Genomic DNA, 18,729 nt, shown 5'->3' on the forward strand with positions numbered 1-18,729 from the left:
AAAAGCGGACATTGCCGGACCGAGAGCTGAATGAACAGATCGGTGTGGTTAACAGCCTGTCCGCTCTTCAGCGGACAATCCGAAAGCAGTTCTAAATCGCATGCGCCTTTGCCAATGGGCAGACCGCCAAGGGGCGCACCGAGTAGCTCACAGCACGCGCCGATGTTCTAGTCTGAGCGGACACCTAGTGGGCTGGCCGGTCCAAAATTGGTATGGAACGGCTATGCGAAGGGCGCTTTTGTCAGGATCGAAGCGCCCTGAACGATGATTGTGCACCAACGCTTCGCCCGAGTGACCGCGTTGTACAGAAGGCGGCGCTTCTGGTCAGCGTCGCCTGCAACCGAAAATGGCCAAAGGACGATAACGCCATCGAACTCGCGGTTTTTCGCTTGGTGCACGGTCATCGCCGCGAAGCGCCGTGGGGCATTTCCTCCCTGCTGACGGCGAAGCGTCACAAAGCGCCCGATTACCTCTTCTATCTCCACCCTAGTGAATCCAACACGCCCCACAGCACTAATCTGTCGAAGCACCCAATGCCTAGCGTGTTTGACCGGCCCAACGTTAGGCATTGCCTGCAGCGCGAGAAAAGTCTCGAGCGCTGTTGCCTCGTCGCTCATCTCCAAGCCGGCGAGGATGACCCGCTTGTCATCGTCATCAGACCCCTCCCAGACGACGGAGTAAGGGCCATTCCCCTGATTTGACGCTGTGGACACGACGCGGTCAACAACCTGTTGGGCGAATCCTCCCGATCTCGACGGGGTTATAATGGCGACATTTTGTGTGTTATAGTTCCAGCCGATTGCATTGCTTGCCAATGTGGAAGCGAGAGGGACACTCTTCCCATCAAAAATCTTGAAGTGTTGACCCGAGTTCACCGGAGGTTGGCCGCTTCGGATGGCCGTCGCTGCGTTCAAAAGTCCTCCGACATTGGTGCGCCTCACCTGCGTCAAAACATCTGGTTCTGCTGCCTCGTTAATCCAGGTCACCAAGGGATTCGGCCGCAAATCCGATGAAAGACATTGGAACTCATCAGCGGCCACGAAGACATCGGTGGTTGCGGTCAATGCCTTGAGTATTCTCAACCGCTCCGGGTGCAAATCTTGCCCTTCATCGACCAGGATGACTGGGAAGCTGGCCGCCACCCACGATGCTACCCCATCCTGTTCCAACAAGGCTCCTGCGGCATCGCAAACGGCATCAAACTCACTCTCCGCCAAATCAGGAATGTTGAGCGCAGTTGCAAGGCCTCGCCATCGCCTAACCAGCCGCCAAGCAAACCCATCGACTGTGCTGCACTCAAACCTCCCGTTCAGTCCCGGAACTGAGGCCAGCCTGTCCGCCAAGCGTCGCCTTGCTCCATGCATGAAGGTTAAGGCTAAGACACGTTGCCCAACCGCTAGCTGAGGATTGCTGAGCCTGTCGGCTAGCAACGCCATCAGCCGATAGGTCTTGCCACACCCGGCAGCTCCTTCTAGAGCCGAAAGGGTCACGGTTGGAAAATCCACACAGCTTGATTGTTCGGATCCTGAGCAAACCGGGCGGTGGGCTGCCTCCGTTGAACGATTACAAGACCTTCGAGCAGGTCGAGCGCTCTCGCCCTGCAGGCATTGATCGACCCGATCGCATCGACGACCGCTTCATAGCTGCTTATATCAGTTTTGAGGCCGCCCGCCGGTCTGTCTGGCGACTTGAGGCGCTGGACGAGATCTGCGCATGTCGCAGGCGGGTTTTCCATGACTATGTCAGCGATGCAAGCTTCCGGATTGGCGTCGACGACCCAGCCGATGGCATCTTCTATGGTCCATTCGTTCGGCCATCGGATTATGACGCCAGAGTTTGGCTGGCCAGCATCACATAGCTTCTGCACATACTCTAGGCCGGCGGCATCACCATCGACCAGGGCGGCGATTTTGGGGTGAAGTTCCCGAAGCGCCTCGACCGTTGCAACGACAGCGCTATCGTGGGTTGGAACAATGCCGACATAAGACCCGAAGCTGCAGTTCTGCGGCGCCTGCCATGCCTGATGCAGATCAACCGCTTTAGACAAAAGCCCAAGCAATTCAAAATCCATCCGGCCCTCAGGAACCAGAACAAATTCGTGCATTATGGCTGCTATGGTGTCGACCCTATTGACCTGGAAAAGCTTCCTTATGCTGTTCGGGGTATTCGCCGGCATCGTCGTAGCGCGCAATGGCACTGTGGTTAGCACCCCATTGTCGTTTCGCACGATCTGAACGCCGGCAGGATCGGACAGCGCCGCCACCATGGGAGAGTGGGTGGTGACGAAGGTCTGCGTGGAAAGGGACTGGATGCGGCTTACAAGCCGCCTCTGCATCGCCGGCGGCACATGCAGTTCCGGCTCCTCAAGGGCCATCCAGAAACCTTCATGGTTTTCACTGCGGATCCGGCCAAACTGCAACAGAAGCAACAAATGCTGCAGCGACAGCATTCCGCTGCCATGGCGTCTGGCTGGAAGGGGCAGTGCCATGTCCTCCCTTGCGTAGTGTGGTATGACCGCCTCCAGGAGACCGTCGCTGTCGGTAGAGGTGACACGAAGATGAAGGCGAGGCATACCCCTGAAAAATCCCTGCAGTTCCTCGTTCAGCCGGGCAACAATTGGGGAGAGGTTCTCGTCGTTTTCGAGTGATGCTTCTGGCTGACGCAGACGATCGCGCTCACCGAGAACTGACGCTGAAGGTTGACCGCCACCCGCCGCCACTACCCGACGGAAGAGCTCAGATCCGAAAGAAAGGGTCCTGTCCCATGTTCTAGAAGCAGGAACGAGGAACAGGCCAATTTCGCGGACGAGGTGACCTGGAAATGCGATGGCGACGTCGTCGGTGAACACGTCCCCTACCCCATCGTCATCATGGAAATATCGAGCTGTTTCGACCTCAAGGCTGTGCCGGTCAAATCTAGCCGTAAACGCCACTTGGCAGGCAAGGCGCCATTGCGGATCGGCCCTCTGCGGGTGGACGCTGTCGTCGACAGAGTTCCACCACTTCGGGATACCCCTGCCATCACGAAACCAATCCAGATGCTGAGCAGGATCGTCACCGGTAAAGTCCACAAGCGTGGCGATCAACCGGATTCTGTCAGGCGCTTCTGGATTACTCCCAAAGAAGTCGTGTTCCGTTAGGGCGCGAACCATTCGATCGCGACCAAATAGAAGCGCCAACGCCTCAAGGATTGTCGTCTTTCCCGCATTGTTTGCGCCGACAAAGACCGTGTGGTTTGCAAAAGAAACTGCCCCCTCGCGAATACCGCGAAAGTTCTCAATCCTTAATGTAGCGATTCGCATCTTGTCCTGCCCCCGGAACGAGGCTACGAGAGGCTGGGGTTGTTGTGCAATGCCTTGTGGGGGGCAATTACGATGGATTTTGGCGGCAGCTTGGGGGAAGTCTGGCGTCAGGGAAAAATCCCTGTCGTGCTGCGTCGAACGGGCCCCGGCGAACGACTGCGGCTAAGAATACCATTGGCTCTTTCGCCCGGCTATTCGTGGCTCGAAAAGCTGGGCCGGCACCATCCAATGTGGTCTGGAGCTCCCACCTATTACTGGGAGGTTCCAAAGTCGTGGTTTGATGACTTTGTCGACGCGGCCCTCAGGTCGTTCGGCAAGGTCTATATTATCCAACCCTATCGGGAGCATGAAGTCTGTGCTTACAATTGCCGTCATGCGAAAGGGCATGAATGTCAGTGCTCGTGCATGGGCGCAAACCATGGATCGGAACACGACGAAGGCTGGTTCGACGTTACGGAGGCCTTTGCCGTTAAAGCTGGCGAGCGGCAATTGGCCTGCCGCCTGCTGCAGGCCAAACGTAGCTGACGACCCATTCACCCTCGAGAGTACCTCACATGCCGTATAGAAGTGACCTTGCAAGTTTTCATTTTGGCAAATGCTGCCAAATGATCGCGGGCTGAGGACGATGGGCTGGTTCGGATTTTCTTGAGCAATGTCGAGATCTAGAGAATTTTTGCAGTTACTCAAGAACGATCCCACGCGGATCTATGTCATTCACTATTCATCGCAATCGCTGTACGACGCCGAGGTCGGTGCGCTCTCCCCAAGGATCACCTCCGTTGTCGTTAGGCATTACGTCAGCGGCCAGACGGTCAGTTTCGCCACACACACTGTTGCCGAGACGCTCGGCATTGGCCTCGATGAGGTCGAGGAGAAGTATGACCAGATCGAAGGCACGATGCTCTCCCAATTCTATGAATTTGTCAGAGATCGGCGGTCCATGGTCTGGGTACATTGGAACATGCGAAACATCACCTTTGGCTTCGAGCACCTAGAGCATCGATATCGAGTCCTCACGGGCAACGAGCCACCGAGCATTCCGGTCGAAGTCCGCCATAACCTTAACGATCTGCTGAAGGATCGTTATGGATCTGATTACGCTCCTGACCCGCGCATGACATCGCTCATGGAACTGAATGGGCCACGCGTGCAAGGGTTTCTAACTGGCGCCGAAGAGTCCGAGGCTTTTAAGGCAAAGGACTTCATCCGCATGAATGCCTCCACAATTGCCAAGGTGGGGTTCTTCAGTTTCGTTATCACCAGGATGAAAGAGGGCAAGCTCAGGACCGCAGGCCATAGGCTGTTAAACTTCTTTGACAGGCTTCTCGACGGTCGGCCGGCTAGGTTGATCGCTGCCCTCGCGGCGGTGGTCGGAATTTTGGTCGGAATAGTCCAGGCTGGCTTGTGGTTAGTAAACCTTCTGAGCAAGGGTGCAATCGGTTAATTGAAGGTGGGTATGAGAATAGGTTGGTAGGTCGCCGTGCGGCGGGAAAAGCCATACAACCTCTCATAAAGTGCCGCTTAGCCGACTACTGGCCAAACCGCAGACTAAGACAGCTTACGGCTCAACCGCCCCAAATGCCGTCAGTCCGCTTCCGGCCCCATTCTTGCTATTGCCCGGACTCCGATAAACGGCTGAATGGGAGCCTGGAGCGGAAGATGAGCTTTTGACCAAGCGCTGCCAAAAGCAGACATGAGATTGTTACCCCTCGGTATCTCATGATGGCCCGTTACCTGGCAGATAGGTTTTGGCGACTCCATGCGAGAACCGGACAAGTTAACCCGAATTCTGACCTGCGATGGAGCGAAACGCGCTGTTCCGCATTACAGGCATGCATTCGGAGAGCACTGATGCAGAAAGCAGGCAAAGGTCCCTGGGTTGACCCTCTTTTCCAACAAAAGGTGCGGCACACAGCATACTTTCTATGGGAGCAGGACGGGAAACCCAATGGCCAGGAACAACAGTACTGGTTTGGAGCTCTCGAGCGGCGCCTTAGGGTAAGGGAAGCAGATGTAATGCTTCAAAGGCCTCCTCTGGCTTTGCCAGGAGGCCAATTCTAATGTCGCATTGGAGTGTAAAGCAAATAGGCGCGCAGTGGCGGGCTAGGTTATGGTCGCCTTCTGCTAACGCTGTATCCATTGCGGTCGGCAAAGGGCGGCCAATGCGCATGGATCGCGGCGACGACGGTTTCTGGGAAACCGCATTCTCTGCTGAAGAAGGTGAACACTACAGCTTCATCGTTGATGAAATCCGCTATCCGGATCCAGCCAGCCGCCTGCAAGTCTCAGACGTCCATGGGCCTTCACGCCTAGTTTCGGGCGCGGATTTCGAATGGGCACCTTCATGGAAAGCGCGTCCCTTCAACGAATATGTCCTATATGAACTGCACATAGGCACATTCACCCCGGCCGGAACATTCCGCGCCGCGGCCGACAAGATGGGCGAGTTGGCAAAACTCGGTTTCACCGCAATCGAGATCATGCCGGTCAGTCAGTTTTCCGGGTCGCGAGGCTGGGGTTACGACGGAGTACTGCCCTTTGCGCCACATCCAATCTATGGCTCGCCCAACGATCTGAGGCATCTCGTCAACACTGCTCAGCACAATGGGATATGCGTCGTTCTCGACTTGGTCATGAACCACTTCGGTCCAGATGGCGCCTATCTCCACACGATCACACCGGAATTCTTCGACCCCGACCGGCACACACCGTGGGGTGCCGCCATCGACTTTTCGCGAAAAGCGGTGCGTCAGTTCTGGATCGACTGCGCACTTATGTGGTTGGAGGAGTACCGGCTCGATGGGCTGCGGCTCGATGCCGTCCATCAGATCCGGGGTGAAGGGGCAGCCAAGTTCTTGATGGAAGTGGGCGAAGCTGTTCGGAAACAGGACCTGGGCAGGCCTCTTCATCTCATTGTGGAGGATGAACGCAACGAGCCCACGCTGCGCGGATCAGGGCTGTATGCGGCCAGCTGGAATGATGATTTTCATCATGCGGTGCATACAAGCCTGACAGGCGAGAGCCAGGATTACTATGTCTCCTTTGCACAAGACCCGATTGGAGATCTGGCCCGTGCGCTGGAGCGTGGCCATATCGAGGAAGGCCAGCCGCGAGAGGGGCGCGACACGCCACGCGGTTCGGACTGCGCCTACTTGCCGGTCACCAGCTTCATCAATGCCATCCAGACCCATGATCAGGTCGGCAACCGCGCCAAGGGCGAACGGCTCCTGACGCTGGCCGACGAAAACGCCGTAAAGACGGCGTATGCCTTGTTGCTCACGGCTCCCTATACGCCCATGATATTCATGGGAGAGGAACGCGGGTCGTTGTCCCCATTCCAGTTCTTCGCTGACTACGAAGGCGACTTCGCTGACGCCCTGCGCAATGGCCGCGTCGGGGAATTTGCAGGTATCGCCGCGCTTGGGGAGGCGGTGCCCGACCCGATAGATCCAGCGACCTTCCAACGCTCCCGGCTGGATTGGTCCTCATCTCCTGCTGCTGACGCCTGGCTGCGGCTCACTCAGCAGGTCCTCGCATTTCGTAAGGCTTGTATATTTCCCCTGACCGCCACCTTGCGCCAGCACAGTACGGCTCATGTCGTCGGCGAAAAGGCCTTGACTGCACACTGGGAGTTTGAGGCGGGCGAGTTGATCATCGATCTCAATTTTGGAGAAATAGGCCAGCATGCGCCAAGGGCGCGCGAGCCTGACTTTGCGCTCTTCGATCTACAGCGCGATCCCTACGCCCTTGCCGCCTGGAGCAAACTGACATGATGCAGTAAGCCCCCACCTCCACATACCGGGTACAGAAATGGGAGGGCGTCGATTTCGACAATCTTGCCCGCAGCTCGACTACGTAGCCGGGCTGGGTATGTCTCATCTTTAACTGTTGCATCTCCGGATCGGCATGCAGGACGACCGATCTGATTGGGAACGTGACGCCGGTTCAGGCATTGGCCTTTTCACTGAGAAAAGAGGCCCATCATGACAGACCGTTTCACCATGCAGGATCCAAGGCACCAGTATCCCGCTCCCCCATTTCCCCGTCAGCAGCAATCGCCGCCAGGCTTGGTCAGCCAGATGAAGCCGAGGCCCGATCACGGCGAAGAAAGTTATGCCGGGTTCGGGCGCTTGCTGGGCCGCAAGGCGCTCATCACTGGCGGTGACTCAGGAATTGGCCGCGCTGCGGCCATCGCATATGCACGCGAAGGTGCCGATGTGGCGATCAACTTCCTGCCCGCCGAGATTGAGGATGCCAGTGACGTCATGGGTTATATCGAAAAAGCGGGCACAAAAGCCGTAGCGCTGCCGGGTGATATTTCTCAGGAGCAGACCTGCAAAGACATTGTAGCCCGAGCCGTGGAAGAACTGGACGGGCTTGATATTCTGGTCATTAACGCTGCCCGGCAGCAAGCCCGCAATTCCGTTGCTGAAGTCAGCAGCGAAGATTTCGATCTGACCATGAAAACCAACCTTTATGCCATGCATTGGCTTACTCAGGCCGCTCTTCCGCATTTGCCGCCTGGCGCAGCTATCATCAATACCGCCTCTATTCAGGCGTTCGAACCGTCTGCGCACCTACTTGATTATGCAACATCGAAGGCCGGTATTGTTGCCTATACGAAGGCGCTTTCCGCCCAGGTTATGGAAAGAGGCATCCGCGCTAATGCAGTGGCACCCGGACCGTTCTGGACTGTGTTGCAGCCAAGCGGCGGACAATTCCCAGAGAAGGTCGGGAACTTCGGCGAGGGCAGCGCCTTTGGTCGGCCCGGGCAACCAGTTGAACTGTCTGCGATCTACGTGCTGCTCGCTTCCCAAGAAGGCAGCTACATCACAGGTGAGGTATTCGGCGCAACCGGCGGCAAGGGAGTGGTCTAGGAGGGTCGTATGAACATGGAAATAACCGGTGAACAGCTGCGGGCCGATATCGATCCGGGGCGCACCGGCGACAAGGTATTTCATTCCGACCTGGTCGCGGCGCCGCTGGGAACTGATGCCGAGTTGGGTGGCGCTTTTGGATTTTGACCCATGCTAGTTGATCGGGTCGATCACATTTCCACCTCTACCGGAACTGCTATTCGTTAAAAAAACTTGACGCAGAGCCACCGTAGCGGTCCGCACTTGGCGCGCTCCGCGCCCATCTCGGGCCGCTGCTTTTTTTCAGATTTCAGAAGGAAACCAGGATGTTTCATCATCGATCGAAATTGCAATGCCCCAGCTCCAATTACGCTTTAGCCCCAGTTTTGTGAAAGCCCTATTGGGGCCCTTGAACACGCGAACGGAAACCGGAGGGCTGCAAAAGCGTTATTTGGCGTGAGGCCCCAATGCCTAGAGACTTGGTGTGAATGGGGAGACCACAATTGTCTACCAGCGTCGCTTCCGGGAGCTGTTCGCTAGATCCGACTGTGCATTTGCTGGGACGTCATAGGGCTTTGTTAGGCAACCAGCCCTACCCGAATAATTTGCGTCAGCCCTTATCTCACTCGCGGCACAGACCATCATTCGGGGGGCGGTCCACCCGTTGTTTTTGACAACCAGAGTCGCGGATAATGGAACAACCAGCACAAGGGATTGATCTGATCCGGATTTTCGTGGGCGACCAGGGAGCCTGGATTTACCTCGAAATCCTGTTCCGTACCTTGATTGTCTATGGCTATGGCCTGCTGCTTTTGCGCTGGCTGGGTAGCAGGACCATCGGGCAGTTGTCGACCGTCGAATTCCTTCTGGTGATCGCGCTGGGCTCGGCCGTTGGCGATCCCATGTTCCAGCCCGATGTGCCGCTACTCCATGCCATGGCGGTAATCACCATTGTCGTGCTGGCCAACCGCGGCCTGGATATGCTGATCGCGCGATATAAGCGCGTCGAACGGCTGGTGGATGGCAAGCCGCGCCAAATTGTTGACCAGGGCGTGCTGAGCGAAGTCACGGGCGATGCTGAACTGGGCGCCAGCGAGATTTTCCAGAAATTGCGGCAAGCCGGGGTCAAGCAACTGGGCGAAGTGAGCAGCGCCTTCGTTGAGCCCAATGGTGCCATGAGCATTTTTCAGCATGACGGCACGCCCCTCTGGGGCCTGCCCATTGTACCGCCATGGGAAATCGTGGCGCCGCAGGTGATCGCAGCTGATCACCTCGTGGATCACCAGATGCATCTATCCTGCTGTCGCTGCGGGACCACAATTGCGGTGGGCGTCGGCCAGGGCCCCGGCACCTGCCTGCGTTGCGGGCATGACCGCTGGACACCGGCAACGCGCTGACAGCACCAATCGAGCCAGTTGAAGGCAAGCCCTCCCACGGGGCACCGATTTCGATGCAGCCACCGGTCTTTGATCCAGGAGTCGCGCTATGCTCATCTCAGGATGACGGCCTTCACCACCACCAAGAATTGCCAATAGAACGGTGTCAAACCGACACCACCCCGGACATGGTCCGGGGGTGGTGATGCACGGATGCAGGCCAGCAAGGCCGGAAGCCGGCCTTACCGTTCCGATTGGTGCTATCTGGCGAGATCTTCGGGCAGCGCGTAGGCGATGTAGTAATCCCCGATCGGGGTATCCATAAAGTCGTGACCACCGGCATTGATCACCACGATCTGGCGACCCCGGGCCTTATAGGTCATCGGCGTTGCCTGCCCCCCGGCCGGCAGAGCGACCTGCCAGACCTCTTCGCCGGTCCGGATATCGATTGCGCGGAAGATGTCGTCGGTGGCTGCCCCAATGAAAAACAGGCCCGACGCCGCGATGACGCCTCCGCCATTGGTCGGCGTGCAGATATCGATCGGCAACATGGACGGAATGCCGAAGGGGCCATTCTTGCGGGCCGAGCCAAAGGGGCGATCCCAAAGCACTTCGCGGGTTTTCGCCGCTACTCCGACCCCAGTTCGCAATCACGTCCAACCGTTCTCAAGACGCCCGGACCAACTCCGCGCCCAATTGGTCGATGTTTACCTGGTGCACTAGAGGCCAAATGCCCACGGCTCTCATTACACCCTTGGCGTGGTTGGATGGATCTGACATCGATTGTCTGGAATTGTGTCAGACTGTTTCAGGGAAGCGGCTTGAGTACCAACAGTTTGAGAGCTGCCCTGCGCGAGCACACCGCGGAAAGCCATGCCCGCCTCGACGCGGCAATCGGCCCATTCCACGATATCGAGAGCTATCGATCCTTCGTCCTGAACAGCTATCTGTTTCGCAGCCTTGTCGAGCCTGAGTGCGACGCGGTTGCCGCCTGGCCGGTATTGCCTCTCGTAGCGGCGATGCAAGCGGATATGGATGATTTGAAGATTGCATCGGCTCCTCAGCCTCTTGCCCCGATTGCACTGCCCGACTGGTCGACCAAATTGGGGGCGCTTTATGTTCTCGAAGGCTCCGGCGTGGGAGCGCGATTGCTTTTCCGGCGCGCGCAAACCCTTGGCCTCAGCGCCGAATTCGGTGCACGGCACCTTGCCATCCAGGTTGAAGACATGCACCGTTGGCCCGCATTCCTAGCGATTTTGGAGGCAGCCGACACCGAACCAGCCTTCGACCGGTCGGCTGCCTTGGCGAGCGCGCAAGTGCTCTTTGAAAGAGCACTGGAAATCTATCGGAGTTAGTGTTGGACGAGACGAACCAAATGGACCTGACCAGCTGTGATCTGGAGCCCATCCACATCCCGGGTTCAATTCAGCCTCACGGCATCATGCTTATTTCCGATCCGCGCTCAGGTCAGGTCGTAGGCTGCGCCGGTGAGCTGGCCGACCCTTCAGAAATTCTGGGCCGCACGCTTGAAGAGCTGGTCGGGATCGACTGTCAGGTGGTGCAGGATTCATTGCCCGGAACGGGCATTCAGGTTCTTGGCGAGCTCGTGTTCGCCAACTCATCATGGGATGCGGTGGCCTATGCCAGTGGGGCGCACATTATTGTCGAGCTGACCGGCAAAGCCGATGGTCACACACCGGACGGCGCGTTTCTCGCTGAGCTTGATGCGCTTGAAGCCCAACTGGACCGGGCGACCTCGCTACTTGATTTGGCCAATGAAGCGTCGCGCGTGTTTCAGCGCCTGACTGGCTATGGAAGGGTGATGGTCTATCGGTTCGTCGACGATGAGGCCGGAGTTGTCGTGGGCGAGAGCATCGCTGACAATTCGCCCAGCTTCATGCGCCACCACTTCCCCGCCACTGACATTCCCAAACAGGCGCGTGACCTCTACGTCCGCAACAAGGTCCGGGTCATTGCTGATGTGCATTATCAGCCCTCGCCAGTCGTCAGCGCCAGTTCTGATCTGCAAACGATCGATATGAGTGACTCGACAATTCGGAGCGTCTCTCCGGTTCATATTCAGTATCTCAAGAATATGGGCGTGGCGGCGTCAGCCTCAATGTCTATCGTCAAGGATGGCATATTGTGGGGGCTGGTGGCCTGCCATCACCACCAGCCGCGGCCGCTGCCGCTCAACATCCGCCTGGCCTGCCAGAACATGGCCTCCAATCTGGCGCGGGTGATCAAGGCGCGCGAAGATAGCGAGCTCTATCGCGAGCGCATCGCATTGCGCGCGCAGGAGGACAGAATCCTCCGACTGGTCGGCGAGGACAGCAACCTGAGCCAGTTCTTTGCCCGAACCGGACGGGATCTGGCTGAACTGCTCAATGCCCATGGCTTTGCGGTGCTGCAGGGCGACAAGCTGGTGCAGTTTGGCAGCTGCCCCGCGACCGACGATATCCACGCCATCAGCGACTATGTCCGCGCGATCAGTTCGAGCCAGCCTGTGGTGACCCGTCAACTATCTGCAAAATTTCCTCCGGCCATGGCCTTTAAGGACAAGGCCAGTGGATTGATTGCGGTCAAAATGGCCACCGATGTGCCAACTGTGCTGATGTGGTTCCGCGCCGAAGTCCTGCAGACCATCAAGTGGGCAGGCAATCCGCACAAGGAGGGCGCGCAGGACCCCAACACGGTACTCACGCCCCGCGCATCCTTTGACGAATGGTCCGAACAGGTCAGCGGCAAGTCGGAAGACTGGAACCTGGCACAGATCGAATCTGCAGGGCGCGTTGTGCGTTCGCTGCACGAGGCCCGCAACAATAGCCGGATCCGCCTGCTCAATAGCGAACTGAGCCGCTCGCTCAATGACAATGTCAGCCTGATGCAGCAGAAGGACGTGCTGTTGAGAGAGGTTAATCACCGGGTTCAGAACAGCCTGTCGCTGGTGGCCACCTTTCTTCGCATGCAGGGGCGCGGCGCTTCCCAGGAGGTCAAATCCAGCCTTGAACAGGCTGAGCATCGACTGATGGCCGTTTCACTTGCCCACCGGCGGCTCTATCAGGACGATAGCGTCGAAATCATCGATCTGTCCCGATATATCGGGGAACTGGTTGCTGAGCTCCTGGCCACCATGGACAGCGAATGGGGGCCCCATCTCCACCTTGATCTGGCCCCGGTATTGATCAAGACCGACGACGCCGTTACCGTCGGGCTGGTGGTCAATGAGCTTTTCACCAACCTTGCCAAATACGCCTATGACGGGCGCCCCGGGTCGGCGACGATCAAGATCGAACAGATTAGATCAAACCTGCGGGTGACCATTTCTGATTCCGGCAAGGGCATCTCCGGCCCGGTCAATGGAACCGGCTTTGGCACCAGAATGCTGAGTGCACTGGTGAGCAATTTGAAGGGCAGTATCGAGTTCGAAGACAATTCTCCAGGTACCCGGGCTGTCGTCGTCGCTCCGATACAAAGCCGTGGGTACGAGGCGTAATGTTGTAAGTTTTTCTGACCCTGGGGAGGTGTCCGGTCCCAACATTTGTTCCGGCCTTTTGTGGCCGTTCAAACTCCGTCTGTGAAACGGCAGCCAGCTTGTTAGCTACAGCTCGCTAGGTTGAGCAATGGGCGCAATCACTTAAGGCATTTTAGCGCAGCGCTCTAACGTCAGCTTTCGTCGTTCAGGTCCTAAAAGCCGCCGGTCCGCTATCGGCCCCAGATCAGACACCTAGCAATGCCAATTCTTGCGGACTGCTGGTCAATGGAGAATTTGAGAACATTCGCTGTCCAACCGGCTCTGTTGAGCATTTCGTTCGCTCCGATCTAGTTCACCCACGTTGTCGAGCAATATCGAGCTAGCTCTGTTCAGAGCAGACTCAATCCGTCTCCGGACAGCCGCTGTGATCGCAGGTGACAGCGCAGACCTCTCGTCGATGTCGCCTAGATAGACGGTTCCCATTTCGCCAAATCCAGTCTTCAACTCCAGCTCTCTTGCAACGGCAGTTGCAGTGGCTAGATCGGATTCCGAGTTCCCCGTCCCGAATAACGACACATCACCGAACACGATTTCCTCCGCGGCTCGTCCAGCCAGAATGACTGTGAGGACGTCGTTGCAAACTTGTTCGGTCGGAAGTCGTTCGCTGGATAGCCCGTTGCCCAACAGGCTTCGCAGGTTTTGGTGTCGATGGCCCGGCATCATGTCTGCGAGCCCCAGGACCTGAGCGACAATTTTTTGACCATTCCGGTAAGCGGCAATCCGACGGCGATCGTTAGGTGGCATTCCTTCGAACGGGTCTTTGATCTGGGCGTTTAGATCTCCAGCTGAGAACATCCTCCCTGCCCTGCGTGCCCCGGCTTTGGCTGCTCGAACTAACATTTCGATATCCGCGCCCGACTGGCCGACGAGGCGCTCGGCTAAATCTGGAAGTTCAGGGACAGGAATACTGAGACCTACATAGCGCTGCAAAATCTGGGCAATCGCTTCAGCGTCAGGCAATTCAATGCGGATGACCTGATCAAGGCGGCCCGACCGCAGTAAGGCCGGATCAATTCGTTCGACATGATTAGTGGCGCCTACGATCACAACGCCCTCGGTTAGAAGAGCCTTTGTGACGAGCTCCAGCATCCGATTGACTAGTTGTATCCAGTACTCGCTGTAGTGGCCCCCAACGGCATTTCGGCTCGATATGCCATCCAGTTCATCGATGAACAGCACACATGGCGCTTGAGCAATCGCCTGGTCGAAAATCGCCTGCATGCCTTTTAGGGCGCCGGACAAATGATCTCGACCATTCCATTCCGCCACGCTGGTCGCAACTAGCGGTATGCGCAAGGTGGCAGCGAGCACAGATGCAAACGAGGTCTTGCCAGTTCCCGGCGGGCCAGTGAGCACGACTGCCCGGTGGTCCACATCGCCCCAGGTTATAAGACCCTTCCGCCAATCAGTCATGTCAGCGCTGAGCTCGAGACCCCAGGTTTTGGCTTCGCCGTATCCTGCAAGATCGTCGAGCAATATCGCACTGGCAGGCTGTACTACACGGCGAGCACGAACTGATTTCTCTAGCCCTGCAAGACAGTCGGCTGCGCCCCTACCGAGACGAATATGTGAGACCAAGTCCTCTATCGTCAGCTCCTCTGCCAAAGTAAAATTGCCAAGCTGAGATGGGACTTCATTGTGTGAAGCCTCAAAGAGCAATTGCAGCATTTGGTTGGTCAGCTTTGGCAGGGTCAGATCTAGATCTACGCCGGTAAAAATTGCTGGCGTGTCCCCATCAAAGCGGCGGGGTGTGAGACTGCCTGGAGCCAGCGCACTGGCCTGTACACCGTTGTCGCAGACGGCGGTTACATTTCCGCCGAGATGCGTGCCGCGGTGTCAGAGGCACGGGCTACATTCGAAAACCCAATCGCCGGCGCTGCATGGTTGCGGCCGATAGTCGAGCGGATCTTCCGCACCGTAGCCACGCGGCTGATGGCTCGTCTCAAAGGGAAGACATTCTCCGATATCATAAAGCGCGGTGATTATGACAGCGAAGGCAACGCGTCGCTCACGGTCGATGAACTTGCATGGATACTAGTGACCTGGGTGGTCGATATCTACCACCAAACCGAGCATGAAGGGCTCGGCGGACTCACTCCAGCGCAGGCGTGGACTAATGCCGAAGACAAGTTCGGCATCCGCCCTTGGCGCGATAGCCACGGTCGGCGCACCGCATTCGGCGTCCGATTGGAGCGCGCTGTTACCCCCCAAGGTGTAGAGGTTCTTGGAAACTATTATCGCGATGATAGCCCGGAGGGTCTGCGTCTCCTGCGAAAAATGCGGAACACTGATCTTGCAACTGTGATGGTGGACGTGGCCAATCTCGGCGCCATCTCGATCGTCATTGATGAAATCGCTTATGCCTTGCCTGCCCGCGATAAAACACTGGAAGGCACGCGCGCGGTTGATTGGATCGAGACGACCAAGGTCCTGCGACAGCAGTACGCTGCCAACTCTATAGTGCCGCGGTCAATAGCTTATCGGGCACTGGGCCGGATCATCGAGAAAAACGATGCGGCCGCAGAACGTGCAACTGTTGTGTCGACGGTCTATTCGACGACCGACCTGGACTACTTCGAGCAGGGCCTATTCAAGCGGATCCGTTACGCCGATCCTGTGCCGAACGAGGCTTCATTGCCCATTGGGGAGACAGTTCAGGCTATCGAGCAGGACGACACGTTGCCGACGGGATCTGGCCCGCTTTCTGCCGAAGGCGACGCGGACAGGCATCCCGCCGTCCAGTCGCCTCCCAAACGCAAATCCAAATGGTCAACCTCGAAGTAAAGCCATGTCTTTCTCGTACTCCCCTCTCCCCTACTACCCTGAAGTTCGTGTCAATGAAGTCGTCGACCGCATGCAGCCCGTTAGGACCATGCACGTTCGCACAGATATTGACGCCCGCATCGAACAGCACCTGTCCACGTTGCTGGCCAACCGCGCCCAAAACCTGCGGGAGCCGGGCAGTCGAGAGAAGATGGGGCTGGTGATTTATGGGGACTCGGGTGCCGGAAAGTCGCGTCTGATTGACCGACATGTCGTCCCGCACCCGAAGCTTCACAACGCAACCAAGTCAGACAAGCAATTTATAAGTCTGCGGTTGAAAAGCCCAGTACGACTTCGGTCCGCGGGATTTCAGACCGTCCGCGCCCTAGGCTACAAGACCGTCAACTTCAACGAAAAGAGGGACTATTGGCCTACCGCCGACAGCATGATCCACGAGCTCGGGACCATCGCCATTCACTACGACGAAGTCCATGACATCTTCATTTCCGCTACTGCGAATGACGCTCGCCAGATCCTGTCGACGATGAAGGGGCTCATGGACCGCCCCGATCATCCCGTGATCCTGATTTTGACCGGAACCTACGAGCTCAAGCGTCGAATGAAGTCGGCCGAGACGAACCGCCGTTTTCTTCCGATTACCATCCCTCCTGTCGACGTCGAGACTGATCTGGACGCAGTCATCGAACAGGTGAACGCATTCTGCGACAAGGCCGGACTGTACAACGGTTTGGAAGATGAGGACTACCTGCGCCTTGTACACTCCGCTGACTACCAGTTGGGTTTGACCTTCGCTCGCGCCATGGACGGCATCGAAGAGGCTATGTTGGCTGGTGAAGACTCTCTCCGACGCATGAACCTCGCACATGCCTACCACCGGAATATGGATCGGGAGGAGGAGCTGAACGTGTTCGTCGTCGACAATTTTCGCATGCTGCGGCCCACCATGCACGAGGACGAACCGGAGGTCGACGAAGAGATCAGGCCCAAGCGCAAGGCACCGAAAAGGAGAAGACAAATTACTAGTCGCCTTGCCCTAATCGTCGATCACCGCCCCGATCAGAGCTTGACCTCGTTCGTGTCGTCACTTTCGCGCCGTAATTTCTGCGCTAACGCGCGAGCTTTCGCCCACGACATGGACATACCGTTCTCCGATATCAGAGATGGTACCGACCTCGCCCTGGCCTCGCTTGCTGCTCTGACAGACGTGGCCCCAGAACAGCTCGCGCACTCCGCTCTTCGGCGGACAGCCGGGCGCAACTTCACACTGGCCGGGCAGGAACTGACGGGCCCTGCTCTGCGACGCCATTCAGCGGTAGTATGCCCGTGTTGCCTTATCCAGGACGCGGAGACCGGCCGCTTCGGAAATGGGCTGGATATGTATCAGCGTTCGGCATGGGAGGTGGTGCATATCAGGACGTGCTCGCTCCACTCCGTTCCGCTTCTCGACCTGAAGGCGGCGGCCAACAACCACTGCGCTTTCGATTTTTTGTCCCAGTTGGATGGCCGTTTCGATCAGATTGAGACGGCGGCTAAGCGTGTCGCGCATCGAAAGGCGTCCGACTACGAAGCCTATCTACTGGAGAGGATAGCGGGGGAGCACAAGACGATGAACGGCTGGTTGGACACCCTGCCTTTTTGGCTCGCTGCAAAGCTGTGCGAGGTGATCGGTGTGCTTATATTGTTCGGTCGCACGCCCAGCCTTAGGTCGCTAACCGAACACGACTGGGCGCAGGCGGGGTCGGCGGGCTTTGACATCGTTAAGTACGGTGTCGACGCCCTGACCGACTTCCTCACCCATCTGCAGTTAAGCTCAAATTTCACCGGCGGAGCCGGTCCCAAAAATGGTATGGTCGCCTATATGAGTGGCTCGCCTCGACAGAGAGCGATCTCGATTTGGAGCCGGTCAGAAGTGTCGTCCGGGCGCATATCGTGGCCACGGCGCCCGTCGCCCCCGGTGAAGTAGTCCTGGGACAATTTGTCACCGAGCGACGCGTGCATTCCGTTTTCAGTGCCTCTCGAGCGTTTGGAATACACGCTTTGACCATCCGCAAGATACTTGCGGCCGCGGCGTTGTTACCTGCGAACCATCAGACGGTGGCGGACAATCAGCTGACTTTCGCTGTCGAAGCCGCTGAACAGCTACTCAAGGACATCGCAGACGGAATTCCGGCCAAGGACATCGTCGACTACCTTTCCATGACAAGAACACAGGTGAAGACTATGAAACGCGTGTTCTTTCGCCCCATTCTTGAACATCCAGGAATCGAACCCCTCTATAGAAAGACCGATCTCGACCGGTTCATGGCACGCCTGCTGGAGGGTGCCGTTGAAGTGAAAAGTGGATCCCTTGAGCAAGGCCAGCTCTCCAGGATGTCCATAGCGAACGCGACCGCTCGCGCGAACTGCAAGGTGCAAGACGTAGTCCAGCTGGTCCTCGAACGTCGCCTAAGCTGGACAGGACGTGATGCTTCGCTCACCGGATTTGCAAGTGTTATGGTCGATTTGGAAGAACTGAAGTCATTGGTTCGTCTAAACCCACTCGATGGTGTTCCGACGAGGGCATTCGCTGATTCATTTGGCCTTACAGATCGCGCTGCGACCCAGTTGATCGCCAACGGACTTATTTCTGGCACGCAAGCAATAAATCCGATCAATCGATGCCCTGTAACAATAGTTACGACAGCGGTCGATAACGAACTCCGCAAGGAGTTTGTTTCCTTGCGTGATCTTGCCAGAGAGAAAAATCTAAACTCTAGGCGACTTCGCCGGGAGCTGGAGGAGAATGAGGTCTTCCCGGTTCCAGATTGGCTGGAGTGCGGTGCAATCGTGTACCGCCGAGAACATCTGGTTCGATAACAAACTTGAACTATCAATTCC

At 57.2% G+C, this 18,729-nt stretch carries 16 protein-coding genes; 12 read left to right on the plus strand and 4 right to left on the minus strand.

The genetic code is table 11. The features are described from left to right. Window positions 1-221 precede the first annotated feature (221 nt). Both AC0L37_RS08960 and AC0L37_RS08965 read right to left on the minus strand, forming a co-directional pair. On the minus strand, window positions 222-1,490 hold the full coding sequence (locus AC0L37_RS08960) for an ATP-binding domain-containing protein (protein ID WP_282221384.1): 1,269 nt from the start codon (window positions 1,488-1,490) through the stop codon (window positions 222-224). Further along, the gene (locus tag AC0L37_RS08965; RefSeq protein WP_473315223.1) at window positions 1,487-3,301 is read right to left on the minus strand and encodes an ATP-dependent nuclease; all 1,815 of its coding nucleotides are present in this window, start codon (window positions 3,299-3,301) and stop codon (window positions 1,487-1,489) included. Before AC0L37_RS08965 ends, AC0L37_RS08960 begins: the two co-directional genes overlap by 4 nt. A 72-nt stretch (window positions 3,302-3,373) precedes the next feature. On the opposite strand from AC0L37_RS08965, the gene AC0L37_RS08970 reads away from it, so the two are divergent. The 7 genes from AC0L37_RS08970 to AC0L37_RS09000 all read left to right on the plus strand — a co-directional run bounded on the left by AC0L37_RS08970 (window position 3,374) and on the right by AC0L37_RS09000 (window position 9,554). Continuing rightward, complete coding sequence (locus AC0L37_RS08970) at window positions 3,374-3,826, plus strand: hypothetical protein (RefSeq protein ID WP_282221381.1); 453 nt, start codon at window positions 3,374-3,376, stop codon at window positions 3,824-3,826. Window positions 3,827-3,974: 148 nt separating this feature from the next. Continuing rightward, window positions 3,975-4,745, plus strand: a complete 771-nt coding sequence (locus AC0L37_RS08975) for a hypothetical protein (protein ID WP_282221380.1) — start codon at window positions 3,975-3,977, stop codon at window positions 4,743-4,745. Window positions 4,746-5,152: 407 nt separating this feature from the next. Beyond that, window positions 5,153-5,362 carry a DUF2934 domain-containing protein gene (locus AC0L37_RS08980; RefSeq protein WP_282221379.1) on the plus strand — a complete coding sequence of 70 codons (210 nt, stop codon included), beginning with the start codon at window positions 5,153-5,155 and terminating at the stop codon, window positions 5,360-5,362. Window positions 5,363-5,463: 101 nt separating this feature from the next. Further along, window positions 5,464-7,074 (plus strand): malto-oligosyltrehalose trehalohydrolase, encoded by a 1,611-nt coding sequence (gene treZ, locus AC0L37_RS08985; protein WP_473315227.1) that lies wholly within the window; start codon window positions 5,464-5,466, stop codon window positions 7,072-7,074. Between the two features lie 210 nt (window positions 7,075-7,284). Beyond that, complete coding sequence (locus AC0L37_RS08990) at window positions 7,285-8,178, plus strand: SDR family oxidoreductase (protein WP_282221377.1); 894 nt, start codon at window positions 7,285-7,287, stop codon at window positions 8,176-8,178. 9 nt (window positions 8,179-8,187) lie between these two features. Continuing rightward, window positions 8,188-8,325 carry a hypothetical protein gene (locus tag AC0L37_RS08995; RefSeq protein ID WP_282221376.1) on the plus strand — a complete coding sequence of 46 codons (138 nt, stop codon included), beginning with the start codon at window positions 8,188-8,190 and terminating at the stop codon, window positions 8,323-8,325. A 524-nt stretch (window positions 8,326-8,849) separates the two neighbouring features. Next, complete coding sequence (locus AC0L37_RS09000; protein WP_282221375.1) at window positions 8,850-9,554, plus strand: DUF421 domain-containing protein; 705 nt, start codon at window positions 8,850-8,852, stop codon at window positions 9,552-9,554. A gap of 239 nt (window positions 9,555-9,793) precedes the next feature. Here the strand turns inward: AC0L37_RS09000 and AC0L37_RS09005 are convergent, their stop codons facing one another. After that, window positions 9,794-10,144 carry a hypothetical protein gene (locus tag AC0L37_RS09005; RefSeq protein WP_473315231.1) on the minus strand — a complete coding sequence of 117 codons (351 nt, stop codon included), beginning with the start codon at window positions 10,142-10,144 and terminating at the stop codon, window positions 9,794-9,796. 210 nt (window positions 10,145-10,354) lie between these two features. Here AC0L37_RS09005 and AC0L37_RS09010 point away from each other — a divergent pair, with 210 nt between their 5' ends. Continuing rightward, the gene (locus AC0L37_RS09010) at window positions 10,355-10,888 is read left to right on the plus strand and encodes a biliverdin-producing heme oxygenase (RefSeq protein WP_282221373.1); all 534 of its coding nucleotides are present in this window, start codon (window positions 10,355-10,357) and stop codon (window positions 10,886-10,888) included. Between the two features lie 20 nt (window positions 10,889-10,908). Then, complete coding sequence (locus AC0L37_RS09015) at window positions 10,909-13,029, plus strand: histidine kinase dimerization/phosphoacceptor domain -containing protein (protein WP_282221372.1); 2,121 nt, start codon at window positions 10,909-10,911, stop codon at window positions 13,027-13,029. Window positions 13,030-13,290: 261 nt separating this feature from the next. Here AC0L37_RS09015 and AC0L37_RS09020 read toward each other — a convergent pair whose 3' ends face one another. Beyond that, window positions 13,291-14,736 (minus strand): AAA family ATPase, encoded by a 1,446-nt coding sequence (locus AC0L37_RS09020; protein ID WP_282221371.1) that lies wholly within the window; start codon window positions 14,734-14,736, stop codon window positions 13,291-13,293. Window positions 14,737-15,000: 264 nt separating this feature from the next. Between AC0L37_RS09020 and AC0L37_RS09025 the strand changes: the two genes are divergently transcribed. The 3 genes from AC0L37_RS09025 (at window position 15,001) to AC0L37_RS09035 (ending at window position 18,708) form a co-directional block, all read left to right on the plus strand. Next, complete coding sequence (locus AC0L37_RS09025; protein WP_282221370.1) at window positions 15,001-15,852, plus strand: hypothetical protein; 852 nt, start codon at window positions 15,001-15,003, stop codon at window positions 15,850-15,852. Window positions 15,853-15,856: 4 nt separating this feature from the next. Then, a complete protein-coding gene (locus AC0L37_RS09030) occupies window positions 15,857-17,815 on the plus strand; it encodes a TniQ family protein (RefSeq protein WP_473315241.1) in 1,959 nt (652 codons plus the stop codon). Between the two features lie 74 nt (window positions 17,816-17,889). Continuing rightward, complete coding sequence (locus AC0L37_RS09035) at window positions 17,890-18,708, plus strand: hypothetical protein (RefSeq protein WP_473315245.1); 819 nt, start codon at window positions 17,890-17,892, stop codon at window positions 18,706-18,708. Window positions 18,709-18,729 lie beyond the last annotated feature (21 nt).

This window comes from Devosia sp. J2-20 (genome assembly GCF_055808475.1).